22 protein-coding genes are annotated in these 24,601 nt (G+C 73.0%); 17 read left to right on the top strand and 5 right to left on the bottom strand.

Features of this window, described 5'->3' with window-relative positions; all coding sequences use genetic code 11:
- Positions 1-40 precede the first annotated feature (40 nt).
- On the top strand, positions 41-1,948 hold the full coding sequence (locus AB0368_RS08410) for a hypothetical protein (protein ID WP_366153140.1): 1,908 nt from the start codon (positions 41-43) through the stop codon (positions 1,946-1,948).
- On the opposite strand, the gene ptsP is transcribed toward AB0368_RS08410, so the two are convergent.
- The 4 genes from ptsP to AB0368_RS08390 form a co-directional block, all read right to left on the bottom strand.
- Positions 1,940-4,396, bottom strand: a complete 2,457-nt coding sequence (gene ptsP / locus AB0368_RS08405) for a phosphoenolpyruvate--protein phosphotransferase (RefSeq protein WP_366153139.1) — start codon at positions 4,394-4,396, stop codon at positions 1,940-1,942. The two genes, AB0368_RS08410 and ptsP, sit on opposite strands and share 9 nt — an antisense overlap.
- Before the next feature lie 5 nt (positions 4,397-4,401).
- Positions 4,402-5,046 (bottom strand): dihydroxyacetone kinase subunit DhaL, encoded by a 645-nt coding sequence (dhaL, locus tag AB0368_RS08400; RefSeq protein ID WP_366153138.1) that lies wholly within the window; start codon positions 5,044-5,046, stop codon positions 4,402-4,404.
- A 5-nt stretch (positions 5,047-5,051) separates the two neighbouring features.
- Positions 5,052-6,053, bottom strand: coding sequence for a dihydroxyacetone kinase subunit DhaK (gene dhaK, locus AB0368_RS08395; protein ID WP_366153137.1), 1,002 nt, complete (start codon positions 6,051-6,053; stop codon positions 5,052-5,054).
- 70 nt (positions 6,054-6,123) lie between these two features.
- The gene (locus AB0368_RS08390) at positions 6,124-6,816 is read right to left on the bottom strand and encodes a VTT domain-containing protein (RefSeq protein WP_366153136.1); all 693 of its coding nucleotides are present in this window, start codon (positions 6,814-6,816) and stop codon (positions 6,124-6,126) included.
- A 167-nt stretch (positions 6,817-6,983) separates the two neighbouring features.
- Here AB0368_RS08390 and AB0368_RS08385 point away from each other — a divergent pair, with 167 nt between their 5' ends.
- Positions 6,984-7,493 (top strand): hemerythrin domain-containing protein, encoded by a 510-nt coding sequence (locus AB0368_RS08385; RefSeq protein ID WP_366153135.1) that lies wholly within the window; start codon positions 6,984-6,986, stop codon positions 7,491-7,493.
- Positions 7,494-7,505: 12 nt separating this feature from the next.
- Here AB0368_RS08385 and AB0368_RS08380 read toward each other — a convergent pair whose 3' ends face one another.
- Positions 7,506-7,721: a hypothetical protein gene (locus tag AB0368_RS08380; RefSeq protein WP_366153134.1), complete on the bottom strand. Its 216-nt coding sequence runs from the start codon at positions 7,719-7,721 to the stop codon at positions 7,506-7,508.
- A gap of 222 nt (positions 7,722-7,943) precedes the next feature.
- Between AB0368_RS08380 and AB0368_RS08375 the strand changes: the two genes are divergently transcribed.
- From AB0368_RS08375 to AB0368_RS08305, 15 genes are all read left to right on the top strand, one after another.
- Positions 7,944-9,113, top strand: coding sequence for an acyltransferase (locus tag AB0368_RS08375; RefSeq protein ID WP_366153133.1), 1,170 nt, complete (start codon positions 7,944-7,946; stop codon positions 9,111-9,113).
- 129 nt (positions 9,114-9,242) lie between these two features.
- Positions 9,243-10,103: a TauD/TfdA family dioxygenase gene (locus tag AB0368_RS08370; RefSeq protein WP_366153132.1), complete on the top strand. Its 861-nt coding sequence runs from the start codon at positions 9,243-9,245 to the stop codon at positions 10,101-10,103.
- Positions 10,100-11,803 carry a pyridoxal-phosphate dependent enzyme gene (locus AB0368_RS08365; protein WP_366153131.1) on the top strand — a complete coding sequence of 568 codons (1,704 nt, stop codon included), beginning with the start codon at positions 10,100-10,102 and terminating at the stop codon, positions 11,801-11,803. The genes AB0368_RS08370 and AB0368_RS08365 overlap by 4 nt, the downstream gene beginning before the upstream one ends.
- A gap of 7 nt (positions 11,804-11,810) precedes the next feature.
- On the top strand, positions 11,811-13,607 hold the full coding sequence (gene asnB, locus AB0368_RS08360; protein ID WP_366153130.1) for an asparagine synthase (glutamine-hydrolyzing): 1,797 nt from the start codon (positions 11,811-11,813) through the stop codon (positions 13,605-13,607).
- On the top strand, positions 13,604-14,659 hold the full coding sequence (locus AB0368_RS08355; RefSeq protein WP_366153129.1) for a PrpF domain-containing protein: 1,056 nt from the start codon (positions 13,604-13,606) through the stop codon (positions 14,657-14,659). The genes asnB and AB0368_RS08355 overlap by 4 nt, the downstream gene beginning before the upstream one ends.
- Complete coding sequence (locus AB0368_RS08350; RefSeq protein ID WP_366153128.1) at positions 14,629-15,759, top strand: acyl-CoA dehydrogenase family protein; 1,131 nt, start codon at positions 14,629-14,631, stop codon at positions 15,757-15,759. The genes AB0368_RS08355 and AB0368_RS08350 overlap by 31 nt, the downstream gene beginning before the upstream one ends.
- Entirely contained in the window at positions 15,756-17,111 is a 1,356-nt protein-coding gene (locus tag AB0368_RS08345; protein ID WP_366153127.1) for a dihydroorotase family protein, read from the top strand. Before AB0368_RS08350 ends, AB0368_RS08345 begins: the two co-directional genes overlap by 4 nt.
- Positions 17,108-18,304: an FAD-dependent monooxygenase gene (locus tag AB0368_RS08340; protein ID WP_366153126.1), complete on the top strand. Its 1,197-nt coding sequence runs from the start codon at positions 17,108-17,110 to the stop codon at positions 18,302-18,304. The genes AB0368_RS08345 and AB0368_RS08340 overlap by 4 nt, the downstream gene beginning before the upstream one ends.
- On the top strand, positions 18,301-18,864 hold the full coding sequence (locus AB0368_RS08335; protein WP_366153125.1) for an NADPH-dependent FMN reductase: 564 nt from the start codon (positions 18,301-18,303) through the stop codon (positions 18,862-18,864). Before AB0368_RS08340 ends, AB0368_RS08335 begins: the two co-directional genes overlap by 4 nt.
- Positions 18,865-18,873: 9 nt before the next feature.
- Positions 18,874-19,137, top strand: coding sequence for a hypothetical protein (locus AB0368_RS08330; RefSeq protein ID WP_366153124.1), 264 nt, complete (start codon positions 18,874-18,876; stop codon positions 19,135-19,137).
- Positions 19,138-19,199: 62 nt separating this feature from the next.
- On the top strand, positions 19,200-19,856 hold the full coding sequence (gene epsC / locus AB0368_RS08325; RefSeq protein WP_366153123.1) for a serine O-acetyltransferase EpsC: 657 nt from the start codon (positions 19,200-19,202) through the stop codon (positions 19,854-19,856).
- Positions 19,853-20,818: a cysteine synthase A gene (gene cysK, locus AB0368_RS08320; protein WP_366153122.1), complete on the top strand. Its 966-nt coding sequence runs from the start codon at positions 19,853-19,855 to the stop codon at positions 20,816-20,818. The genes epsC and cysK overlap by 4 nt, the downstream gene beginning before the upstream one ends.
- Complete coding sequence (locus AB0368_RS08315; RefSeq protein WP_366153121.1) at positions 20,815-22,104, top strand: ATP-grasp domain-containing protein; 1,290 nt, start codon at positions 20,815-20,817, stop codon at positions 22,102-22,104. The genes cysK and AB0368_RS08315 overlap by 4 nt, the downstream gene beginning before the upstream one ends.
- A complete protein-coding gene (locus AB0368_RS08310; protein ID WP_366153120.1) occupies positions 22,101-23,357 on the top strand; it encodes a hypothetical protein in 1,257 nt (418 codons plus the stop codon). Before AB0368_RS08315 ends, AB0368_RS08310 begins: the two co-directional genes overlap by 4 nt.
- A complete protein-coding gene (locus AB0368_RS08305) occupies positions 23,354-24,601 on the top strand; it encodes an MFS transporter (protein ID WP_366153119.1) in 1,248 nt (415 codons plus the stop codon). The genes AB0368_RS08310 and AB0368_RS08305 overlap by 4 nt, the downstream gene beginning before the upstream one ends.

The raw sequence follows: 24,601 nt of genomic DNA, 5'->3' as shown, positions 1-24,601 counted from the left end.
AACCCGCCTCGTAGCAGTACGAGGAAGGAAGTGAACTCCCGTGGCCGCACCGACGATGATGCCGTCCCGCATTCTGCGGACCTCACCCCGTACCGATCATGACGAGAACCGATGGCCGCGACCCGCCCCGTGCTGGCTGATCCGCAACGAGACGCCGCGCCCCATCTGGCTGGAGAACGACGGCCGGGTCCTCAGCCTCGCCCCGCACGAGGAGAGCGTCTGGCACGCCGGCCCGGCGCTGCGCGAGGCGTTCCCGCAGCTGACCCGGCTGGAGGAACGCCACCAGGTCACGGTGTGCCGCAAGCCGGAGACGCCGGAGGCCGACCCGCAGATCGCCGCGGCCGTCCGGATCAGCATGATCATGGGGGCCGGTTGGCTGGCCGCCTGGTGGCCGCTGCCGCTGTGGTGGTGGCTGCGCCTGGGGGCGGCCCTGGCGATCGGCTGCGGGTTGTGGTTTCTCGCACTGCTGACCTCCCCGGCGCGCCGGGGACGTAAGCGCAACGCGGCGCTCAGCCGGGCAGCGGGCCGGCAGGTGCGCCGCTGGACCTGGTACAACTTCACGATGGTCATGGTCGTGGCCATCGGGATCCTCGTACCCGCGGTGATCCTCTATCTCGCGACCGACCTGCACGACGTGGTCACGTTCTGGCCCGACGGCTTCTCCGTCGACTTCGCCCAGCCGCTGGTGATCGTCGGCCGCCTCATGCAGCTCACGTTCATCTCGGTGGCGACGCTCATGCCGGCGCTGATGTACTTCCAGTTCGACGCCGAGCGGCTGGGGACGCTGCGGCACCGCTGGATCCAGAACGTGTTCCGGCTCGACCCGACCGTCTTCACCATGGCCGACGTCAAGGCGAAGTACGAGCGTCAGCTCGAGGAGGCGTACGGCGGCGACGACGGCCGCGGGCGGCTCACCCGCGGGCGCCGCTCGCCGATCATCGTCACCACGGTGATCCTCGCCTTCGGCTGGCTGCTCATCATGCTGCGCGCCGGCGACCGGGTGCAGCTGGGCCCGGGGGAGAGCCTGTCGTTCCTCGGGCTGCTCGACCCCGACCAGTCCATGGTGACGTTCGCGTTCCTGGGCGCGTACTTCTTCGCCCTCAACCTGATCCGGTCCGGTTACATGCGCGCGGACCTGCGGCCCAAGACGTACACGACGATCGCCGTACGGATCCTCGTCGTCGTGGTGCTGGCCTGGCTGATCGAGGCCGTCTCCGACGCCGGCGACAAGTCCCAGCCCCTCTTCCTGATCGCGTTCGCCGCCGGCTTCGTGCCCGACCGGGTGCTGCACCTGTTGTGGGAGAAGGTCCTGCCGAAGATGACGAACCTGCTCAACCTCGACCAGCAGCAGCCGCTCACCGAGATCGAGGGGGTCGACCTCTACGAGCGCACCCGGCTCTCCGAGGAGGGCATCACCAACGTCGAGGCCCTGGCCCACCACGACCTGCTGGACCTGTTCTTCAAGACCCGGATCCAGGCGGCCCGCCTGGTGGACTGGGTGGACCAGGCGATCCTGGTGATGTACCTCAACGGCGTCCAGGACGACGAGGAGGCGCCCAGCCACCCCAACGCCGCGCTGCGCTCCGCGCTGCGGACGGTCGGCATCCGTACGGCGAGCGACCTCGTGCAGTTCGTGTGCCGGGCGTCCGGGGACACCGAGCTCGCGTGCCACCGCAGAGTCGACGAGCTCACGGAAACCCTGGTCCCGCTGCTGCCGGACGCCGACGGGGCGACCATCCGGCGGCGGATCCGGGTGCTCAGCGAGGCGCTGAACCACAGCGAGTGGATGGGCCGGATCGAGAACTGGCGGCACAGCGACCTCATCGAGGCGAACCCGGAGAAGCGGCTGTACATCGGCGACAACGGCGACCTGCGGCCGGGCGACCCGCGGCGCGGCGCGCTGCGGTGCCAGCACCGGGAGAGCGGCTGGGTCGAGGCCTCAGCCTGACCCGGAACGGACCGCCGCGGGGCCGGGGAGATCGAGCGCCCGTGCGGCCACGACGGCGGCCCGCGCGCGGTCCGTGGCTCGTACGGCCTCCTTGACCGCCGGGATCAGCGGCGGTGCCACGCTCAGCTCCCGCACGCCGAGCCCGAGCAGGAGGGGCACCGCGGCCTCGTCGGCGGCCAGCTCCCCGCAGACCGAGACGGGCACGCGGTCGCCCGCGCCTCGGCAGACCGCGTCGATCAGCCGCAGGACGCCCGGGTCGAGGCCGTCCGCCAGGGTGGCGAGCGCCGGGTTGCCCCGTTCGGCTGCCAGGGCGTACTGCGTCAGGTCGTTGGTGCCGATGCTGAAGAAGTCGACGTGGGGCGCGAGGGCCGCCGCTTTGAGGGCGGCCGCGGGCACCTCCGTCATGATGCCGACCCGCAGTCCGGGAGGGGCACCCCGGCCGGACTGCGCCACCGCCTCGTCGAGGAGCCCGCGTGCCGCCACTACTTCGTCCACTGTGCTCACCATGGGAAACATGACGTCGACGGGTACGTCGTGAGCCACCCGGACGATGGCGAGGAGTTGGGCCGCGAGCAATGCCGGGTGGCCCAGGGAGTGGCGGATGCCCCGTACGCCCAGAAAGGGGTTGTCCTCGGCCGCCGCCGGCGCGTATCGCAGGGGTTTGTCGCCGCCGACGTCGAGCGTGCGGATCGTGAGGCGGCGGCCGGGCAGGGCGGCGGCGATCTGCCGGTAGACGGCTTCCTGTTCGCCGGCGTCGGGTGCCATGTCGCGGCCGAGGAACAGGAACTCGGTGCGGATCAGGCCGGCCAGGTCGGCCCCGCTCGCCGCTGCGGTGGCGGCGTCCGCGACCGAGCCCACATTGGCGCCTACCTCGATGGGTACGCCGTCCCGGGTGACCGCCGGTTCGGCGGCCCGGGCCAGGGCTCGGCTGCGGCGGGACGCCTGCGCGGCGGCCCGTTCGCGCAGGGACGCGAGCATCGGCTCGGATGGATCCACCACGACCTCGCCGGTGGCGCCGTCCAGCGCGACCGGTGTGCCTTCGGGAACGTCGAGCAGGGCGGGACCCACGGCGACGACCGCCGGGATGCCACGGGTACGGGCGAGGATCGCACCGTGCGAGGTGGGACTGCCGGAGGCGAGCAGGATCCCGGTGACGAGCGAGGGGTTCAGGGCCGCCGCGTCCGCCGGTGCCAGGTCGGCCGCGATCAGCACCCCCGCGTCCGGCATCGCCGCGCCCGGTACGCCGAGCAGAGCGCGGAGGACCTGCGTGCCCACCGAGCGCACGTCGGCTGCCCGGGCCTGAAGGTACGGGTCCGGCAGGGCGTCGAACTCGGCGGCGATCCGGGCGGTGGCCTCCGCCCAGGCCCGCGGCGCCGGAGAATCGCCATCGATGCGTGACCGTACGTCGCCGAGCAGGTCGGTGTCGTCGAGCAGCAGCAGGTGGGCGTCGAAGATCCCCGCGTGGCCATCGGTGGTGCCCGCGCGGATCCGGAGCAGGTCCTGTCGCACCGACGTGAGCGCGTCCTCGATCCGGTGCCACTCGGGGGCCGGTCCTCGGGACGGCAGGTCGGGGATCGCGGGTTCCGCCGTGCTCGCATGCCGGGCGGGCCCGATGCCGATGCCCGGCGACGCGGGCCGCCCTCGGATGGCGGCGACCGGGGCCGGCCCGATGGCGGACGCGGCGGGCCCGGCGGCGGCTGGGGCCGTGGCGGGCGGGGCGGGCTCGGCGTGCGCTTCGTCGAAGGCCCGGGCGGCGAGCGCGACGACGGCGTCGACGGCGGCGGCGGCCTGCGGGCCCGACGCGCGCACGCCGATCTCGTGTCCCCGCAGGACGCCGAGGGTCGCGACCCGTGAGAGGCTCGCCGCCGGCACCCAGGCGGAGCCCGTGGTGGCGTTGCGGATCTCCACCGTCGCGTCGAACGACCTGACCCGGGTCACGAGCCGGGCCGCCGGGCGGGCATGCAGACCGTGCGGGTTGACCACGGCCACCGTCGCGGATGGACCAGGACCGGATGGTGCGGGGCTTTCCGGCCCGGGCGGTGGAGTGCCGAGGTGGGATTGCTTGCCGCTCAGGGCCGCAGCGGCCTCGTCCGCGACCTCCTGCCGGGTCGCCTCGCCCGCCGCGGCGACCGTGGCGGCGATCAGGCCTTCCACCAGCGGGGCCGCGGTCAGCACGACCCGGTCGCGGACGCCGTCCGCCAGGAGGTCGAGCGCCAGTTCGGCGGAGAGCACCGCGCTGCCCAGGTCCATGAGGACCACGACGCCGTCGCCGTGGTCCGCGGCGGTGATCGCCTCCGTGATGGCGACCGCGTCCGTGCCGAAGGTCGTGTCGTCCAGCCCGGCCGCCACCTCCAGGGGCACCGGCCGGTCCGGGACCATCTCGGCCGCCAGGGCCACGGCGGCGCGGGCCAGTGCGCGACTGTGGCTGACGACGACCAGGCCGACCATCCTCCTCAGGCCTCGCCGGGCAGCGTCGTGGCGGCGGCCGTCAGTAGCAGCGTCGCCGAGGTCGCACCCGGGTCCTGGTGCCCGGCGCTGCGCTCGCCGAGGTAGCTGGCCCGGCCCTTGCGGGCGACCAGCGGGATGGTGGCGTCCCGGCCCTCCTCAGCGGCCCGGACCGTGGCCTTCAGGGCTTCCCGCAGCGGCTGGCCGGCGGCGAGGGCCGCGTCGAGCGCGTCGACCGCCGGGGCGAGCGCATCCACCATCGTCTTGTCGCCGGCCTCGGCCTTGCCGCGCGCCAGTACGCCCTCGAGGCCCGCGCGCAGCACCTTGGCGAAGGCCGGGGCGTCCAGGGTGGCGGCGTCGCCGGCCGCCGCGGCCATGCGCAGGAACGCCGTTCCGTACAGCGGGCCGCTGGCGCCGCCGACCTTGCTCACCAGGGTCAAGCCGGTGCGCTTGAGCAGCTCCGCCGGTGTCGCAGGCGGGGCCTCGTCGTACGCCGCGACCACGGCCGTCATGCCGCGGTCCATGTTGGCACCGTGGTCGGCGTCGCCGATGGCGGCGTCGAGCTCCGTGAGCCGCGCGCGGTTCTCGGCGACGAGGCGGGCGAACTCGCGCAGCCACGCGGCGAGCGCCGCGGTGTCCACGGTGCCGGTCATGCGGCTCACACCCCCCAGCGCAGCGCCGGGGTACGCACCGGGGCGTCCCACAACCGCAGCATGTCGTCGTCGGCCTTGAGGAGGGTGACGGAGCACCCGGCCATGTCGAGGCTGGTGATGTACGGCCCGACCAGGGAGCGGGCGACCGTGACCCCGTTCTTGCCGAGGATCGTCGCGATCTCGTGATACATCACGTAGAGCTCGATGAGCGGGGTGGCGCCCATCCCGTTGACGAACGCGATGACGCCGGAGCCGCCGGTGAAGTCGAGGTCGGCGAGGATCGGGCTGACGAGCATCTCGGCGAGCTCGGCGGCGGGCGCGGTCGGCACGCGGCGGCGCCCGGGCTCGCCGTGGATGCCGATGCCCAGCTCCATCTGCCCGTCGGGGAGATCGAACGTGGGTTTGCCGGCCGCCGGCACGGTGCAGGAGGTGAGGGCGACGCCCATGCTGCGGCCCTCGGCGTTGACCCTGCGCGCGACCTCGGCGACCTCGGCCAGCGGCCGGCCCTGGTCCGCGGCGGCGCCGGCGATCTTCTCGAGCAGGACCGTGACGCCCACGCCGCGGCGGCCGGCCGTGTAGAGGCTGTCCTGCACCGCCACGTCGTCGTCGGTCACCACGGCGGTGACGGAGACGCCGGTGTCGGCCTCAGCCAGCTCCGCCGCCATCTCGAAGTTCATGACGTCGCCGGTGTAGTTCTTGACGATGTGCAACACCCCGGCGCCGCCGTCGACGGCCTTGGTGGCGGCCAGGATCTGATCCGGGACCGGGGAGGTGAAGATCTCGCCCGCGCACGCGGCGTCGAGCATGCCGGGGCCGACGAAGCCGGCGTGCAGCGGCTCGTGGCCCGACCCACCGCCGGAGACGAGCCCGACCTTGCCGCGGACCGGTGCGTCGCCGCGGCAGACGATGTGATTCTCGTGGTCGACGCGCAGCTCGGGATGGGCGGCGGCGATGCCGCGCAGCGCGTCGGTGACGACGGTGGCCGGGTCGTTGATGAGCTTGTTCATCTCCGGACTCCTCAGCGGTCTGGCTGGAGGGACGACCTGCTCCCCACAAGCTACGCCGACCACCGGCGGTTCAGGAGCCGGCCGCGGCCACCCGGGGTACGACGCGCCGCACCAGGCGCCCTGCGAACGGCACCACGCCCAGGCAGGTCGCGCCGATGGCGGTGAGCACCACGCCGGTGCCGCCGGAGTCGTCGGCGCCGGCGGTGAGCGCGCCGACCGCGGCGAAGACGCTCACCCAGATGGTGGTGCCCAGCGCCGACCAGCCGACGAACCGGCCGAACGGCATCCGGGCGGTGCCCGCGACGATCGGCACCACCGCGTGGATCACCGCCACGAAGCGGATCGCCACCAGCGCCGCCGCGCCGTTGTCCCGCAGGTACGCCTCGGCACGGTCCCACCGCTGCGGGCCGATCCGCCGGCCGAGCCGGGTGTCGCGCAGCCGTGCCCCGAGGACCCGGCCGACGGCGTATCCGGCGATCTGACCCGCCAGCGCTCCCGCCGTACCCGCAGCGACCGCGAGGGCGAACCCGCCCGGACCGTGCGGCAGCGAACCGGCGAGCATGACCACCGACTCGCCCGGCACGAACAGGCCGAGCAGGAACGTGGTCTCGATGGCGCTGGACAATGTCGTGAACAGCAGCACCGGCCACTCGTCCAGCGTGGCCAGCCACGCGACAAAGGTGGAGGCGGAGCTAGCTAGTTCGGAGCTCATCAGTTCGGCGATCACACGATCAGCCTTGTCGCCGAGATCCGCCCGCACCATGGGGCCCTACCCCGACACGCCCCTGAGGCGACCCCGAGCCGGACGCCATTTTCGCCCTGAGTTGTACGCCTTGGTCGCGTCTGCTAAACCGGACATGGCGATCGGCGGGGGCCGGTGGGGACGCCAGACTCCCGCCCGGACGCTTCCGCCCCGACGGAAGCGGGTTCATGACCAGGTCTTCGAAGGCGGGCCGGCCCAGCGACCGGGCCAGGGCACTCGGCCGCGAGCTCGTGGCGGTGCACCAGTCCCTACGGTCCGAGCTCTCCCGGGTCCGGCGGCAGCTGGAGACGGCGCCCGATGACGTCCGGTTCCGGCTGGACGATCTGCGGCTGCGGTGCGCGGCCTTCTGCGACGCGCTGACGACGCATCACACCAGCGAGGACCGTACGGCCTTCCCCGCCCTGCGCGAGCAGTTCCCCGAGCTGGGGGACGTGCTGACCGAGCTGGAGCGCGACCACGTCCTCATCGCCGACATCCTGCGCCGGACCCAGGAGCTCCTGACGGACTTCCGGGTGGAGGACGCCGAGAAGGTACGCCGGGAGCTCGACGGCCTCAGCGCCATCATGGAGTCCCACTTCCAGTGGGAGGAGCGCCGGCTGGTGCAGGCGTTCGACGACATGGACCGCGCGGACCGCACCGCCGTGGACTTCTTCGGCATCACGAGCGACCGCCCCTGACCGACGGGCCACCTACGCCTGCGGTTCCGAGGTGTTCCACCGCGCCACGATCTCGGCCCAGGCGGCGGCCTCGCGGGCGGTGAGCGGCCGGCCGCCCCGCGTCTCGGCGACAGCCGGCGCCGCGTACGGTCCCATGCAGAGCGCGACGTGGGCGAGGGCGGCCGGGAGGTGCACCCGCAGGAACCTGCCGAGGCGCCGTAGCCGGCCGCGCCCTCGACGGTGTGCCACGGTCCGGCTCCCCTCCACGGCGTGACGTTGACGTTCGTCAATGGTAGGGCATGCGCCGCGACGGGCCTAAAAAATCGGCGGAGAATCGCTGGAGAAGCCATTCCTAGAGGCGGGCTCGCGGTTCGCTCGAAGGCCGTTCGAGCCTCTTCTCAGCGCCTGGCCGGGTCGGTAATCCTGGGGGCGTCGTGCTCGTCAAGCCGTCGTACTGAATGGGGAACGGCCATGTCCGCAACGCCCGAAACCCTCGACCCCGCAGGGATAAGACCCGGATCGGCGGGGCGCTACCCGGCCCGCCTGCCGTCCCTCACCGGCGGCCGGGTGATTCTTTTCTTCTTCGCCTTCTGCACGCACGCGCTGGGTGCCGGTCAATTCTTCGAGAATGCCGATGTCAACGGCCTCGGCACCAAGGTCCCTTCGGCCATTTCGACGCTGTCGCTGTTCTTCGTGCTGAGCGGGTTCGTGCTCACCTGGCAGGAGCCGTGGACCTCCACCATCCGCGACTTCGCCCGCAAGCGCATCGCGAAGATCTTCCCCAGCCACGTGACGATCTGGGCCTTCACCCTGCTGCTGGTCGCGATCGTGGGCCCGATGACGCTGATCGGCCCGACGGCGCTGAAGCCGGCGCTGGCGAACCTGTTCCTGGTACAGGCGTGGATCCCCGACCCGTCGTACGTCTTCAGCGTCTACGGCATCAACTGGTCGGTCTCCGCCGACATCGTCTTCTACATCTCGCTGCCGCTGCTCATCCACCCCGTGCTGCGGATTCCCACCCGTCATCTGTGGCGCTGGCTGGTGGGTCTCATGGTGGTCATCGCGGTGCTGCCGGCGGTCGTCGACGCCGCGATCAACTCCCCGGTGTGGCCGATGTGGGCGCCGCTGTCGTTCAACGAGGCGTACCTCGCCTTCTTCTTCCCGGTCTCGCGCCTGCCGGAGTTCCTGCTCGGTGTGATCCTGGCGCGCATGGTCCAGACCGGCTCGTGGCCGCGGGTGAAGGCCCGCTGGGTGGTTCTGTTCACCCTCCTGCTGTGGGGTGTCACGTACCTGCTCCCGCCCATCTACAAGAGCAGCGGGTTCATGGCGATCGCGGTGTGCTTCTTCGTGCCCGTCGTGGCGATGCGGGACATCGAGGGCCGGTCCCGGTGGCTCAACAAGAGGCCCATGGTCGTGCTCGGCGACGCCACCTATGCCGCGTACCTGACGCAGTGGCCGCTGCTCGCGATCGGCCGCGAGCTCATCGGCCCGCAGGTGCGGTTCCCGGTCTGGTCGGGCGTCCTGGTGGTGCTGGGCATGCTCGTCCTCAACATCCTCATCGGGCTCCTGCTGTACCGGTTCGTGGAACGGCCGGTGCTGCGGCGCTTCGCGTCGTCCAGACGCCGGCAGGCAGTGACCTGATCCAGGCACCCCGCCGCGTGCCCGCTACTCCTTTTCCGGAGAGCGGGCACGCGGTCTGAGCAAGCCTCGACCGCAGCTCTATCCGGCGTGCTTAGCGTCGTGGCACATCCGCCACAGGAAGGCAAAGGCATGTCCGATCTCGACATCCGCCGCGTGGGCGGCCGCATCGGCGCCGTCATCACCGGCGCCGACCTCGCCACCGAGCTGACCGACGACGTCTTCGCGCAGGTGAAGGCGGCTCTGCTCGCGTACAAAGTGCTCGTCTTCCGCGACCAGGACATCACCGACGCCCACCAGCTGGCCTTCGCCGGCCGCTTCGGCCCCCTGACGCAGAAGCACCCGATGATGCGTACGGCCGAGGACAACCCGCAGGTGATCCCGGTCGACGGCGAGGACCAGCGGGCCAACCACTGGCACACCGACATCAGCTTCACGACGACGCCGTCGCTCGGCACCACGTTGCGCAGTGTCGTGCTCCCGCCGTACGGGGGCAACACCCTCGTCGCCAACGCGGAGGCCGGGTACAAGGCGCTGCCCGCGGAGCTGCGCGAGATCGCCGACCGGCTCTGGGCGGTGCACACCAACCACGCCGAGCAGCCGCGTCTCGGCACCGAACGCGGCGACGAGGTCCGCAAGGCCTTCCTCGCCGCGAGGTTCGAGACGGCGCATCCCGTGGTCCGCGTGCATCCCGAGTCCGGCGAGCCCTGCCTGTTCCTCGGCGGCTTCGCGCAGCGACTGGTGGGCATGACGGTGCGCGAGTCGCGGCCGATCCTCGACGTGCTCCAGTCGTACGTCCGCCGCCCCGACCACGTCGTTCGCTGGACGTGGCAGCCGGGCGACGTACTCATCTTCGACAACCGCAACACGCAGCACTACGCCGTCGACGACTACGACGACCACAAGCGCGTGCTGAACCGGGTCTCCATCACCGGCGACGTCCCGGTCGGCCTCGACGGCAAGAGCAGCTACCCGGTGCAGGAGGAGCTGTGAACGGGCCCGACGGTTTCGTGGCCCGGCTCCGCGCACGCGACCGGCTCGTCGGGTACTGGATCGCCTGCGACAACCCGCTGGGCACCGAGCGCGTCGCGGGGGTCGGCTACGACTACATCGGCGTGGACGGCCAGCACGGCGTGACGGACTCCGCCGGCTGGCGCAGCGCGATGCTCGCCGTCGACGCCATGCGCCGCTCGGCCGGCGTCATCCGGGTGGCGACCGGCGACCCGGCCACCATCGGGGTGGCGCTGGACGCCGGCGCCCGCGCGGTCATCGTGCCGATGGTGGAGACGGCCGAGCAGGCCGAGCTCGCCGTCCGCGCGTGCCGGCACTGGCCGCGCGGCACACGCAGCCTCGGCGGGCCGGTCCGGGCCGAGCTGCGGCTGGGCTCTGTGCCCGCGGAGATCGACGAGGGCGTCGCCTGCATCGTCATGATCGAGACGGCGGCCGCGCTGGCCAACCTGGCTGCCATCTGTGCGACGCCGGGACTCGACGCCGTGTACGTCGGCCCCGCGGACCTCACCGTGGCGCTGGGCGGCGCCTACTTCGGTGACCCCGAGGCCGCCGATGCACTGGCCCAGGCCCTGAAGGAGATCACGACCGCGGCGGAACTGGCCGGGATCGCCTGCGGCATGCATTGCCCCGACGGGGACACCGCGGCGCAGCGCCTTGCGGAAGGCTTCACGTTCGCCACGGTCTCGAGCGACATCACTCACCTCGAGCAAGTCGCCGCGAACCATCTGCGCGCCGCGCGCGGCATCCCTGCAGTGCCCACGGGCACCCGGCCGCCGGCCGAGTCGTTGGAGGACCTCGCCGGCGGCACACCGGCGCTGCGCGTACGGCTGGCGGGACTGCCGGCGCGCGTACGGCTGGTGGCCAAGCTCGAGACCTTCAACCCGCTGCTCAACGTCAAGGACCGCGCCGTCGCCGCCATGATCCGGGCGGCGGAGGACGCCGGGCGCCTCGGGCCGGACACGACGGTCATCGAGTGTTCCTCCGGGAGCACCGGCATCTCCCTCGCCGCCTTCTGCGCCCGGCGGGACCTGCGGTGCATCATCCTCATGCCGGACAACGCCACCAGCGAGCGCCGGCAGATCCTCCGGGAACTCGGCGCGGAGATCGTGCTGGTGCCGCACGAGGAGGGGCTGCCGGCGGCCTGGCGGCGCGCCGAGGAGCTGCACCGCTCGATGCCCGGCTCGTGGCTGGCCCACCAGGACGAGAACCCGGCCAACGTCCGGGCGCACTACGAGACGACCGGACCCGAGCTCTGGCAGGCGTGCGGCGGCGGCATCGACGTGTTCGTCTGCGGCGTCGGCACCGGCGGAACGCTGACCGGTGTCGCGCGCTACCTCAAGGAACGCCGGGACGTGCACGTGGTCGCCGTCGAGCCGGCCGGTTCGGCGGTGCTGTCGGGCGGCGAGGCGGGGCCGCACGGCATCCCGGGCATCGGCGCGGGCTACGTCTCGGCCATCACCGACCTGTCGCTGATCGACGAGGTCGTTGCGGTGCCGGACGAGGCGGCGCTGGACGCGAGGCGGGAACTGGCCCGCAGCAACGGGCTTCTCGTCGGCGTGTCCTCCGGCGCGGCCGCCCACGCCTGCCGGGTCGTCGCCCGGCAGCCGCGCTGGTCCGCGGCGACCATCGCCACCATCTTCCCCGACACCGGCGAGCGGTATCTGTCCCTGGCGGCCGAGTAGGAGAGCTATGTGCCGCATCTACGGCTATTTCAACGCGAGCCCGTCGTTCCACGAGATCAAGGCGGTCGCGGCCCTGCAACGACACGGCGGTCCCGACAGCGCGGGTACGGCCCGGGCGCCGGGCTGGGCGGTGGGCAACAACCGGCTGGCGATCGTGGACCTCGACGGCGGTGAGCAGCCGTACGACCTCGACGGCCGGATCACGGTCGTGTTCAACGGGGAGGTCTACAACCACTACGAGCTGCGGGAACGGTTGCGAAGACGGGGCTACGCCTTCGCCGACCGGTGCGACGGCGGCATCATCCCGGCGCTGTTCGACACGTACGGGCCGGGCTTCACCGACGAGCTCGACGGCATGTACGCGGTCGCCGTGCTCGACCAGCGCGAGACCCCGACGCTGGTACTGGCTACGGACGACGCCGGGATGAAGCCGCTCTACTACCGCTGGGATCCGGTCCGCCGGTCGCTGTACTTCTCGTCCGAGATCCCCGCCCTGCTCGGGTTCCAGGCCGTGAGCACCGGGCTGTGGGAGGGCGGCCTGGAGGCGTACCTCGCGACCAAGACCCCGTTCGGCGACCAGACCATGTTCGACGAGATCAGGGTGCTCCCGCCGGCGGCGACGCTCGTCTGCGAGCTGGGCGGGACCCCGCAGGTGCGGCTACGCGGCACGGATGACGGCGAGCCGCTCGCCGACCTCGGCGTCGCGGCGGACCTCGTGCGCCGGCGGCTCGCCACCGAGGTGGGCCGGCTGCTCGTCGCCGACGTCCCGGTTGCCGTCGTCACCTCCGGGGGCCTGGACTCCAGCCTGGTGACGGCGCTCGCGGCGCAGCACCGGCCGGTCTCCTCGTTCAACATCGCCTACCGGGGTACGTGGCCCTCCGACGAGCGGCACTACGCCGAGGAGGTGGCCCGTGCAGCGCGATCCGCCCACCACCAGGTCGAGCTGGACCCGCTCACCTTCCCGGCGCTGATCGAGGACGTGGTCTGGCATCTCGGCCAGCCCAACGCAGACCCGATCACCCTCAGCACGTACGGGCTGTTCGCCGCCGTCCGCGACGCCGGGTTCAAGGTGGCGCTGACCGGCGACGCGGCCGACGAGATGTTCGGAGGGTACGCCCGGATGCGGGCGGCTGTGCGCGCCGCCGAGGCCGGCACCGACTGGTACACCGGTTATCTGGACGCGTTGGCGGTCATCCCGGCCGATCGCCGCCACGCCTTGTACACCGCCGGCTATCGGGAACAGGTGCGCAAGGATCCGGGCGTACCGCGGGAGGCGCTGGACGTCCTGCGCGGCGGCCGGGGCGGCGTGCTCGACCGCATCATGGCCTTCGAGCAGCGCTACCGGCTGCCCGCGTACCACCTGCGACGGGTGGATCACCTCAGCATGGCGCACTCCGTGGAGGTGCGGCTGCCGTTCTGCCAGCCGGGCGTACGGCAGCTCGCCCGGCGGCTGACCGAGCCGCTGCGCACGGGCAAACGCGTCCTGTACGCCGCGGCGGAGGGACTGCTGCCCCGGTCCGTGCTCGACCGGCCCAAGCAACCGTTCACGCTCCCCATCACCGCGATGCTCAGGCCGGGCTGGCCACTGTGGGACTACGCCCGCGACATGCTCGCGACCTGCCGCCTGGTGGCCGGCGGCCGGCTCGACCCCACCGCGGTGAACGACCTGTTCGCCGCCCAGGCGCAGCGACCCGACGACACGGCGGCACTGACCATCTGGGCCCTGCTGGTGCACGAGGTGTGGCTCGAGCAGTTCCAGTGGGGCCGGCGCCGGATCGGCGACACCGCGGTGGTGACCGCATGATCGGCCACCTCGCCTTCGCCGCCGGCAGCCCGTGCCCGACCTTCGTCGTCGACGGCGGCCGGCTGCCGGAGGACCAGGACGGGCTGCTGGAGTACCTCACCGAGGCCCGTCGCTACCTGGTCGCGGCCGGCGGCTCGCACGTACTGAAAATCGCACTCGTGCAACCGTCGCCGCACCCCATGTTCGACCTGGAGTACCGCTTCGTGCAGGCCCTTCCCGGCGCGGTCGGCCGGTTCGACCTGCGGGGCTCCTGCGGCCACTCGATCCTGTCGGCGGTCGCCGCCGCGGAGCGGATGAGCATGGTGCCGCGGCTCGTGCCCGGCGCCCGGGTCCGGGTCCACGTGCTCAACAACGACGACCAGGTCGTGTGCGAGGTGGACCGGGTCGCCCGGGACACCATCGGGTTCACCGTCCACTTCGTGCGGCGCCGGCCGGTGCCGCTGACGGACCTGCTCGTCACCGGTACGCCGCGGACGACGCTGATCAGCGACGGGGAGCGCCACGAGGTGTCCCTGGTGTCGTCGGGCAACCCGTACGTCTTCGTCGACGCGCGGCACCTCGGCATCGCCGTCGCCGACCAGCTCTTCGCGGCCGACGAGGCGCTGTTCGCCCGCATGGTGCGGATCCGGCTGGCCGCCGCCGACCGGCTCGGGTGGCCCCGCGAGGGCGCCTTCCCGAAGGTCGCGGCCATCCTGCCGATCGGCGGGGGGCAGGTGGCCGCCCGGGCGATCTCGGTGCCGAGCTGGCATCCGACGATCGCGCTGACCGGGGCCGTCTGCCTCGCCTCCGCCCTGCGGATCCCGGGCAGTGTCACCGCGGCGGTGGCCGAGGAGGCCGGGGTGCTGGCCGGCGCCACCGAGATCGTCACCGCGGGCGGCCGGACGTGCGTCACCGCGGCCACCGGGGAGGTGTCGGGCCGGCCCGCGCTGATCTGGGCCTCGGTCGCGGGCAAGCACGTCGACTTCCAAGGTTCGTTCCTGCTGGAGCCGTTGGCCCGGCTGCACTTCGAGGAGATCTCGCGATGCTTGGCATTGTCGGCGACACCGGCGTGAGCCCGGGTCTGCCACCGGAACTGGCGGCGGAGCTGTGCGCCTCGGCCGCCCGTACGCACCGCACCGGGGTTCCCGATCCAGAGGCTCTCGCCGCGCTGCGCGGTTCCGGGCTGCTCGGCACCGCCGTTCCGGCCCGGTACGGCGGCACGGGCGGGGGCGCCCCGGAGGTCAACGAGGTGGTCCGCCGCCTCGCCATGGTGAACCCGTCGCTGGCCATCGTCGCCTTCCAGCACTTCGCGGTCAGCGCCCGCATCGCCGAGTGGGGCAGCCCCCGGCAGCGGCGCGAACTCCTGCCGGCCCTGGCCGACGGGTCCCGCCTCGCCGCCTCCGCCTGGAGCGAACCCGGGGCGGGCGCGGCGAAACACCACATCACCAGCACCGGCGAGCGCCGCCGCGACGGCCGGTGGACGCTGACCGGCGCGAAGTCGTTCACCACGGCCGCCTCGATCGCCGATCTGTACCTGGTCCTCGTGCGTACGGACGACGCCGCGCACGGCGACCCGAGTCTGTACGGCTCGCCGGGTCAGTCGTTCTTCCTCGTGCCGGGGGACTGCCCGGGCCTGAGCGCCGACCTGAGCCTCGACCTCGTCGGCATGCGCGGCTCGGCCACCGGCTTCGTCTCCCTGGACGGCTGCGTCGTCGCGGACGAGGACCGGCTCGGCCCGGAGGGACGCGCCGCCGACATCATCGCCGCGGTCCGCGAGTACGGCGCGACGCTCGGCGCGGTGGCGGCGGGTATCGCCCGCGCCGCCCTCGACCTGGCCCTCGAGCACGTCGTGCGGCGGGGAACGGTCGCCGCCCTGCCGGTGCGGCACCGCCTGACCGACACGGCCACCCGGGTGGAGGCGGTCGAGGCGATGATCGAACGCAGCGGGGCGCGCAGCTCGCCCGACCCGGGCCTGACCACCCTGCACAGCAAGATGTTCGCGTCCACCACGGCCGAGCAGGTCTGCCTGGAGCTCGCCCACCTGCTCGGCTCGGCCGGCTACACCACCGCCTCGGACATCAATCGCCTGGTCCTCGACGCCCGCGCGGTGGCGCTCATGGGGCCGACCAACGAGCTCTGCCGGGACATCGTGGCGGCGGGGTGGGCCCGGTGACCGCTCCCGGCACGGTGGTCACCGGCCGCCGCATCGTCACGCCCGAGGGGGTACGCCCCGGCCACGTCCTCATCCGCGACGGCCGGATCGTCGCGGTCACGGGTGACCCGCCGTCGCCGGAACCGGGTGTGTCCGTCCTGGACGCCGGCGACGACTACGTCCTGCCGGGCCTCATCGACTCGCACGTCCACTTCCGTACGCCGGGACTGACGCACAAGGAGGACTGGGCGCACGGCAGCCGTGCCGCCGCCGCGGGCGGGGTCACCACCGTGCTGGACATGCCCAACACCGTGCCGCCCACGCTCGACGAAGCGGCGGTGCACGCGAAGGCCGCCCTCGTCGCGGGCACCTCGCTCGTCGACTACGCCTTTCACATCGGCGTCGACCCGCAGCATCCGGAGCGGCTCGCCGACCTGGACCCGCGGGTCGCCACCAGCGCGAAGATCTTCATGGCCGGCCACCACACCGCACCGACGGTGCTCAGCGATCCGGTCCAGCTGGAGAAGGCGTTCGTGGCGGCGGCCGGACGCGACGTCCGCCTCGTGCTGCACGCCGAGGACGGCGGCCTGTTCGCGCTGCTCGACCGGTGGTGGGGCGAGCCGTCCGGATACCACGCCTACGAACGGCACCGGCCCCGCAGCGGCGGGATCGCCGCCGTGGCCCGGGTCATCGAGCTGGTCCGCCGGCACGGCACCCGGGCGCACATCCTGCACCTGTCGAGCGCCGAGGAGGCGGACCTGGTCACCGCGGCAGCCGCCGCCGGGTTGCCGCTGACCTTCGAGGTCACCGGCCACCACCTGTCCTTCACCGACGCCGACACCCACCGGCTCGGTGCCCGGACCCGCCTGTCGCCGGCGATCCGCGGCCGCACCGATCAGGACCGGCTGTGGGAGGCCGTACGCGCGGGCCACGCCGCCACCATCGGCAGCGACCACGCGCCGCACACCCGGGACGAGAAGACGCGGACGGTTCAGGAGTCCCCGCCCGGGCTGCCCGGTGTGCAGGAACTCGCCGTGGCGGTGTGGACCGGCATGCGCCGGCGCCGCCCGCTGGAAGACCCCGACGTGGCCGTCGCCCGGCTCGTGCGGCTGCTCTCCTCCGGCCCCGCCGAGCTCTTCGGCCTGCGCGGGAAGGGACGGCTGGCCGCCGGCGCCGACGCCGACCTCGTGTTCTTCGCGCCCGGCGAGACCTGGATGTTCTCGTCCGCGGACGTACGGGCCAAGTGCGGCTGGTCGGCGTACGAGGGCTGGACGATGACCGGCCGGGTCCGGCGCACCATCCGCCGCGGGAACACCATCTGGGACGGCACGACGGGTGCGTTCGGGCGCCCGGAGGGGAAGTGGTTGCGGTGACGGTGACGGGGGAGACCGTGGTCGTGGGCGGGGGGATCGGCGGACTCGCCTGCGCGCTCGCCCTGCGGCGGTGCGGCTGGGAGGTGACCGTGGCCGAGCGTGCGACCGAACCGGCCGGCGCCGGTGCGGGCCTGATGCTGTACCCGAACGGCGTGGCGGCCCTCGACGCGATCAGCCCCGCGCTGGGCGCCCGGATCCGCCGGGTGGGACACGTCGTGGGCGCCGGGGAGGTCCGGCTGCTGCTGGACTCGGCCGGCCGGATCCTCGCCCGGGAACCGATCGGTGCGGTGGTGCACGAGTTCGGGCTGCCCATGGTGGCGGTGCTGCGCAGCGTCCTGCAGCTCGAGCTGGCGGAGGAGGCGCGCCGGGCCGGGGTGCGCATTCGCCACGGTGCCGTCGTGCGCTCGTACCGGACCACTGAGGAACGCGCGTGGGTGGCTACGGCGGACGACCGGGAGCTGGGTGCCGACCTGGTGGTGGGCGCGGACGGGCTGAGGTCGGTGGTCCGCGCCCGCATGGTGGGGCAGAGCCCGCCGCAGTACCGCGGCTACAGCTCCGTACGCGGGCGGTCGCCGCTGGCCGGTGAGCCCGCCACGTTCGTCGCCAACGGCCGGGGACTGCAGCTCTTCGTCTCGCCGGTCGCGCCCGGGCTGCGCTACTGGACGGCGAAGATCACGGCGCCGCCCGGCGTGTGGCCGCGGATGGGGGCGGCCCGGGCCCACGAGGCGCTCCTCGACCTCGTCGCGGACTGGGATCCGCCGGTGGCGCGCATGATCGCGGCGTCCAGCCCGGAGGAGCTCGCGGTCAGCGACATCCACGACCGGGCGCCGCTGCGCCGCTGGGCCGACGGACGGGTCGTGCTGCTGGGCGACGCGGCGCATCCGATGGTGCCGGCGCTGGGGCAGGGCGCCAACATGGCCCTGGAGGATGCCGTCGTGCTCGCCACGGCGCTGGGCGAGGCCGGTGAGGTCGGTGCCGGGCTGCGGGCGTACCAAAGTGCGAGAGTCGCCCGGACGGCGCCGGTCGTGCTGCAGTCGCGGCGCCAGGGAGCCATGGACCAGGGCGCGGGCCGGCTGCGGGCCCGGTTGCGCGACCGGCTGATGCGGCGGCGCGGCGCCAAGGACGCCTCCGCGCGGGCCGTCATGGGATGGCGCCCGCAGCGGGCGCTGACCGGCGGCGGTGTTTGCGGATGAGCGAGCCGTCGATCGTCGTGCTCAGCGGCTCCCTGCGGGCCGGCTCGACCTGCGACCGGGTGGCGCAGTGGTGTGCCCGGCAGGGCGAGGTCTTCGGGGCGGCCACCCGCTGCTTCCCGGGTGCCGCGCTCCAGTTCCCGTTCTACCGGCCCGGACTGTCCGGTTCGGAGCCGGCGATCGCGGACTTCCTCGAGGCCCTGGCAGGCGCCGAAGGCGTCGTGCTGGTGTCGCCGGCCTACCACGGGACGGTCTCGGGGCTGCTGAAGAACGCCCTCGACTACGTGAACGACCTCGCCGGGCCGCGCCCGTTCCTGGACGGCCGCGCGGTGGGCTGCGTCGCGGTCGGTGCCGGCGTCCAGGGCGCGGTCTCCACCCTGACCACCCTGCGGACGGTCGCCCACGCGCTGCGGGCCTGGCCGACGCCGCTGGGCGTGATCGTCACCGATCCGCAGGCCTTCGGGCCCCAGGAGACGGCGGCCGACGAGCAGTGCCGCGCGCGCATGGGCGAGATGGTGGCCCAGGTGCTGGTTCGTTACTCGACTCTGACCCTACGAACGTAAGGATCCATCATGGACCACTTCTCCGCCGGACCGATCTGGCGTGACGCCAACGTGCGCGTCGGCCCCACGCTGAGCAGCGACATCGTCGAGGTGCTGTGGCCCGACGGGGTGACCGGCCACCGTGCCGACGGCTGGACCGTGGGCGACAACGTCGTCGAGGGCGAGATCGTCAGCGACGTCTGGCTCCGGCTGGGGCCCGGACGGTGGTGCAGCGCGGTCAACTTCGACCAGGACGTGATCGCCGCCCGGCCCGACGCCGCCCGGCTGACCTAATTCCAATAATCTTTAGGATAGGGGTACAACAGCGTGCTCTTCTTCACTAGCATTTCGTCACGATGGCGCTCACATCCCGACCCCGGCCGGCCGACCCGAGCGGGGCAGCCGTGACGAGCGGGGCGCCGCTGCGCCGGATCCTGGCCGAGGACCTGGATGCCGTCGTCGCAAGGGACCCTGCCGTCCGGAACCGCTGGGAGGCCGTGCTGCATCCGGCCCTGCCGGCGGTCTGGACGCATCGGCTGGCCCACCGGCTGCACCGGCGTGGCCGGCGGCTCGCCGCCCGCATGCTCATGCTGCTGGTCCGGGCGTTCACCGGCACGGAGATCCATCCGGGTGCCGTCCTGGGCCGGCGCGTCTTCATCGATCACGGCTCGGCCGTGGTGATCGGGGAGACCGCGGTCGTCGGGAACGACGTCACGATCTACCACCAGGTCACCCTCGGGGCGATCGGCTGGTGGCGCGACAACGCCAGGGCTCCCGGCGATCGGCGTCATCCCGTCGTGGGCGACCGCGTCGTCCTCGGCGCCAACGCAACGGTGCTCGGCCCGGTGACCATCGGGGACGACGCCGTCGTGGGCGCCCAGGCGCTGATCATCGACGACCTGCCGTCCCGCGCCCGCGCGCTGGCCCCGGCGGCCGTCGTCCCCGTGCGCGACGACGGCCGCCGGCAGGCCGTCGAACTGCTGCGGCACACGGCCTCGGCGGGTTCCTGGTGAGCGCGCAGGTGCTCCCGGTGCCGGGAGTCCGCATCGCCGACGGCATCGAGGACCTCATCGGCCGTACCCCGCTGCTGCGCCTGCCGGTGCCCGGTGCGGCACCGGACGTCCAGGTCCTGGCCAAGCTGGAGTTCACCAACCCGCTGGCCAGCGTCAAGGACCGGGCGGCTTTGTGGATGATGCGGGCCGCCGAGGCGGAGGGCGCTCTCGTGCCCGGCCGCGGCACGGTGATCGAGGCGACCTCCGGCAATACCGGCATCGCCCTCGCCGCGCTGGCCGCCGCGCGCGGATACCGCTGCGTCATCGTCCTGCCGGACAGCGCCACCCAGGAGCGCATCGCGCTGCTGCGCGCGCTCGGGGCCGAGGTCGAGCTCACGTCGCGTGACCTGCGGTATCAGGGCGCCATCGACCGCGCCGAGCAGTTGCACCGTGAGACCCCGGGATCGTGGTTCCCCCGCCAGCACGAGAACCCGCACAACGTCCGGGCGCACCGCGAGAGCACCGGGCCGGAGATCTGGGCCGACACCGGTGGCGCGGTCGACGTGCTCGTGTGCGGCATCGGCACGGGCGGCACGCTCTGCGGCGCCGCCGCGTACCTGAAGGAGCAGAAGCCGCAGGTGCGCGCGGTCGCCGTCGAGCCGGCCACCTCGCCGCTGCTGTCCGGCGGCGAGCCCGGGACCCACGCCATCCCGGGACTCAACGGCGGCTTCATCGCCGACACCACCGACCGGGACCTCATCGACGAGGTGCTGACGGTGGAGGACGGCGAGGCGATCGGTACGGCCCGGTGGCTGGCCCGCCACGTCGGTGTGCTGGCCGGCATCTCGTCGGGCGCCGCGGTGCACGCCGCCCAGCGCCTGGCCCGCCGCGCCGAGAACGCCGGCCGCACGATCGTCACCGTGCTGCCCGACACGGGCGAGCGGTATCTCAGCGTCTGGCCCGGTGAAAGGACTGATGGATGAACCCGCAGGGCAACCTTCTGCTCGTCGGCGCGACCGACGACACTGTGCGCAAGGCGAAGAAGCTGGGACTCACCGTGCTCCTGCTCCAGCACCCGAGCAAGCTCACCGCCGAGCAGGAGACGCTGGCGGATGTCGTGCGGGTGGTCGACTACACCGACTGGGAGCAGGCCGAGCCGGTGGTGCGCGAGCTCGCCCGCGATCCCGGCTTCCGGGTGGCTCTGTCGCTGACCGAGCCCGGCCTGGAGCCGGCCGGGCGGGTCAACGACATGTTCGGGCTGGGCGGCACGAGCTTGGCGGTCGCCCACCGCATCCGCGACAAGTGGGAGATGCGCCGCCACCTCGGCGAGCGGGGCGTACGCACGGTCGAAGCGCAGCGGGTGACCGACCGGGCGTCGCTGGAGGCGTTCCTCGCCGAGCACGGCCCGTTCATCGTCAAACCGGTCGACGGCACCGCGAGCTTCGGCATCTTCCTGGTCCGCGAGGCGGGTGACGTGGACCGGGTCTGGGCCCAGGTACGCGACCTGCAGGGCCGGCGTACCGACCGCGGCTCGACCCTGTTCTTCATCGACGACTTCCTGATGGAGCAGTACGTCGACGGCCCGGAGTTCAGCGTCGAGTCGTTCAGCTTCGCCGGCCGGCACGTCATCGTCGCCGTCACGGAGAAGTTCGTCGCACCGGGCTTCGCCGAGCTCGGCCACGTCGTGCCGGCCCGGATCCCGCGGCGGCAGTGGGACGACATCAGCGAGTACGTCGTGCAGTTCCTCGACGCGATCGGTATCCGCGACGGCGTCTGCCACACCGAGCTGCGGGTCGGCCCGGACGGTCCGGTCGTCATCGAGAGCCACAACCGCATCGGCGGGGACGCCATCCCGGACCTCGTCCGCGGCGTCTACGGGCTGGACCTGTCGACGTACGCGCTGGCGTGGCCCTTCGGGCTGGTCGAGGAGTTGCCGGAGGCGCCGCAGCCACGCGGCGCGGGCAGCTCACGTTTCCTGATCAGCGAACCCGGTCGGGTGGAGTCCGTCGAGGGTGTCGAGGCCGCCGCCGCGCTGCCGGACGTCCTGGAGGTCCGCGTGACGGCCCATCCCGGTGACGCCGTGCGGGAGCTGCACGACAACTGGGACCGCCTCGGCCTCGTCGCGGTGCACGCGCCCGACCCGGATGCCGCCATCCGGCGCGGGGCCGAGGTGCTGCGCGAAACCGTCCGGGTCCTGGTCACCGGCCCCGACGGCGTCACCCGGCCGGCGCAGGTCGCGGCCGTGCAACCCCTCGGAGTTGCGGTATGACAGTGCTCATCCTGCATCGCAATCCTCTCGAGCCCTTTCCGTACGGCCGGTGGCTGCACGACTATGACGGCGCCGTCGTCGTGCTGGCCGCCCGGGACCGCCTCGCGCCCTTCGGCGAGCAGGTGCCGGAGGGTAACTTCGGCTACCGGCATCTCGAGTGGCTGGACACCTTCGACGACGTCGCGGCGGTGCGGGAACGCGCGTTGAGCCTCGCGAACCGCTACGAGGCCGACCACGTCGTCGCGCTGCACGAGGCCGATCTCGAGCTGGCGGCGGAGCTGCGCGAGCGGCTCGGCCTGCCCGGCGCCCGCCCCCCGGACGTGCTGCCCTTTCGCGACAAGGTCGCCATGAAGGCGCGGTTGCGGGCCGGGGGCATCGAGACGGCGCTCTACTCCGTGCCCGCCACCGCCGCCGAGGCGCTGGACTTCGCCGGCCGGCACGGTTTCCCCCTGGTGTTCAAGAACCGCTCGGGCTACAACGCCGTCGGCCTGCGCATCCTGCGCGACCAGGAGGAGTTCCACGCGTACGTACAGAGCGCGTTCCGTGCCGATCTGGTGCTGGAGGCGTACGTCCCCGGCCGCATGTGTCACGTGGACGGTCTCGTCGCCGGCGGTCGTACGGTGATGGCCTGGCCGTCGCAGTACCAGTACGACCTCGCCTCCTTCGGCACCGACCCCGGCAGCCGGGTGGACGTGGCGCTCGACATCGACGACCCGTTGACCAAGCGGCTGCTCGAACTCGTCGACGAGGCGCTCGAGGCGCTGCGCGCCGGGTCGCAGCTGCGCAACCACGCGTTCCACGCCGAGGTCTTCCAGACGCCGGACGACCGCCTGGTCGTCTGCGAGATCGCCGCCCGCCCGGCGGGCGCCAAGGTCCGCGAGGTGCTGGAGGCGATGTTCGGGTTCAACCTCGGGGAGTACACGATCCGGGCCGAGCTCGGGCTGCCCCTCCCCGCCCTGCGCGAGTCGGTGGGCGGCGGTCCCCGGCCGGTGCCGGGCCGGATGGCGGGGCAGGTGCTCATGATGAAACGACCCGGCCTGGTGCGCTCGCTGCCCGCGGTCCCGGCCGAGGAGTGGGTGGAGCGCTTCTGGCTGTACGCCGTGCCGGGCCAGCAACTTCCCACAGCGGGAGGCTCGGCCGACTTCCTGGTGGCCGCGGTGGCGTCAGGCGCCCGGCGGGACGAGTGCGAGCGCCGGCTGCGCGAACTGGGCGAGCGCTTCGAGCGGCAGACCGACATCGCGGCGCACGGGTGAGCGGCGGCACCGCCCGGTCGATCCGGGCCCGCTACATGGCCGGCATGGTCGTCGACGCCACCGGCAGCGGCATGTACCTGCCGATCTCCCTGCTGTACTTCCACCACGTCACCGGGCTGCCGATCACCCAGGTCGGTGTGATCATGAGCGCCGCCGCGCTGCTCGCCCTGGTCAGCAATCCGATCGCCGGCATCCTCGTCGACCGCTACGGCGCCCGGGCCGTGGTGATCGGCGGCTACCTCGTCCGCGCCGCGGGCTTCGCGTGCTACCCGTGGGTCGACTCGCCCGTCCAGATGTTCCTGGTGGTCGCCGTCGTGGCCCTCGGCGACGGCAGCTTCCCGCCGTCGATCCAGTCCTTCATCGCCGAGATCGCCAAGGGCACCGACCGCGACCGTCTCATCGCCGCGCAGCGCAGCCTGCGCAACGCCGGGCTGGGTGCGGGCGGCCTGCTCGCCGGCGCTGCGCTGGGGCTGGGCAGCTCCGCCGCGTACCAGGCGATCGTGCTCGGCAGCGGCGCCGCGTTCCTGATCACCGCCGCGGTCATGCGGACCATCCCGGGTCCCCGGCCCGTGCACGATGGCACGACGCGGACCAAACGGGGCTACCGCCTGGTGTTCGCCAACCGGCCGTTTCTGGCCCTTACGCTGCTGAACGTCCCGGTCGCCTTCGGATACATGGTGCTGTCGGTGAGCCTGCCGGTCTACGTGACCCAGGACCTCGGCGCCGCCGACTCGCTCGTTGGAGTCCTGTACGCGGTGAACACCGTGGGCATCGCCGCGCTGCAGATACCCGTCAGCCGGTTCCTGGTCGGGTTCCGGCGTACCCGGGCGGCCGCGCTCGGCGGTGTGATCTTCTGCCTGTCCTTCCTGCTCTTCGAGGCGCTCGGCCTCGTCGCCTCGGGCCGGACGCTGCTGGTCGGCGTCTTCGCGGCCACGGTGCTGTTCACCGTCGGGGAGCTGCTGCACGGTGCGACGGCCTCGGCCCTGGTGGCCAACGCCGCCCCGGAGGCCACGCGCGGCCGTCATCTGGCCGTCTACCAGCTGTCCTGGGCCGTGCCGACCGCCCTGGCACCCGCGGTGCTGACCTCGCTGCTGACGCTGTCCCCGAGCGCCATGTGGCTGGTGCTGACGGCGGGGGTGGCGGTCTCGGCAGCGTCGCTCGTCCGGCTCGAATCACGGCTGCCCCGCCCGGCGGTCGTCCCCCAGGCGCCCGCGGCGCCGGTGCCGGCCCCCGCAGGCACCTGA

The organism is Actinoplanes sp. NPDC051475 (assembly GCF_040689425.1).
GTDB lineage: Bacteria > Actinomycetota > Actinomycetes > Mycobacteriales > Micromonosporaceae > Actinoplanes.
This window is presented reverse-complemented; position numbering and strand designations above follow the sequence as displayed.

What these genes read in the sequence shown, in the direction of transcription:
- asnB (WP_366153130.1), top strand. Translation starts at nt 11,811, where the DNA reads ATGTGCCGCATCTACGGCTATTTCAACGCGAGCCCGTCGTTCCACGAG.
- AB0368_RS08335 (WP_366153125.1), top strand. Translation starts at nt 18,301, where the DNA reads ATGAGCGAGCCGTCGATCGTCGTGCTCAGCGGCTCCCTGCGGGCCGGC.
- dhaL (WP_366153138.1), bottom strand. Translation starts at nt 5,046, where the DNA reads ATGACCGGCACCGTGGACACCGCGGCGCTCGCCGCGTGGCTGCGCGAG.
- AB0368_RS08385 (WP_366153135.1), top strand. Translation starts at nt 6,984, where the DNA reads ATGACCAGGTCTTCGAAGGCGGGCCGGCCCAGCGACCGGGCCAGGGCA.
- AB0368_RS08390 (WP_366153136.1), bottom strand. Translation starts at nt 6,816, where the DNA reads ATGGTGCGGGCGGATCTCGGCGACAAGGCTGATCGTGTGATCGCCGAA.
- epsC (WP_366153123.1), top strand. Translation starts at nt 19,200, where the DNA reads ATGGCGCTCACATCCCGACCCCGGCCGGCCGACCCGAGCGGGGCAGCC.
- AB0368_RS08355 (WP_366153129.1), top strand. Translation starts at nt 13,604, where the DNA reads ATGATCGGCCACCTCGCCTTCGCCGCCGGCAGCCCGTGCCCGACCTTC.
- AB0368_RS08370 (WP_366153132.1), top strand. Translation starts at nt 9,243, where the DNA reads ATGTCCGATCTCGACATCCGCCGCGTGGGCGGCCGCATCGGCGCCGTC.
- ptsP (WP_366153139.1), bottom strand. Translation starts at nt 4,396, where the DNA reads ATGGTCGGCCTGGTCGTCGTCAGCCACAGTCGCGCACTGGCCCGCGCC.
- AB0368_RS08310 (WP_366153120.1), top strand. Translation starts at nt 22,101, where the DNA reads ATGACAGTGCTCATCCTGCATCGCAATCCTCTCGAGCCCTTTCCGTAC.
- AB0368_RS08315 (WP_366153121.1), top strand. Translation starts at nt 20,815, where the DNA reads ATGAACCCGCAGGGCAACCTTCTGCTCGTCGGCGCGACCGACGACACT.
- AB0368_RS08350 (WP_366153128.1), top strand. Translation starts at nt 14,629, where the DNA reads ATGCTTGGCATTGTCGGCGACACCGGCGTGAGCCCGGGTCTGCCACCG.
- dhaK (WP_366153137.1), bottom strand. Translation starts at nt 6,053, where the DNA reads ATGAACAAGCTCATCAACGACCCGGCCACCGTCGTCACCGACGCGCTG.
- AB0368_RS08330 (WP_366153124.1), top strand. Translation starts at nt 18,874, where the DNA reads ATGGACCACTTCTCCGCCGGACCGATCTGGCGTGACGCCAACGTGCGC.
- AB0368_RS08375 (WP_366153133.1), top strand. Translation starts at nt 7,944, where the DNA reads ATGTCCGCAACGCCCGAAACCCTCGACCCCGCAGGGATAAGACCCGGA.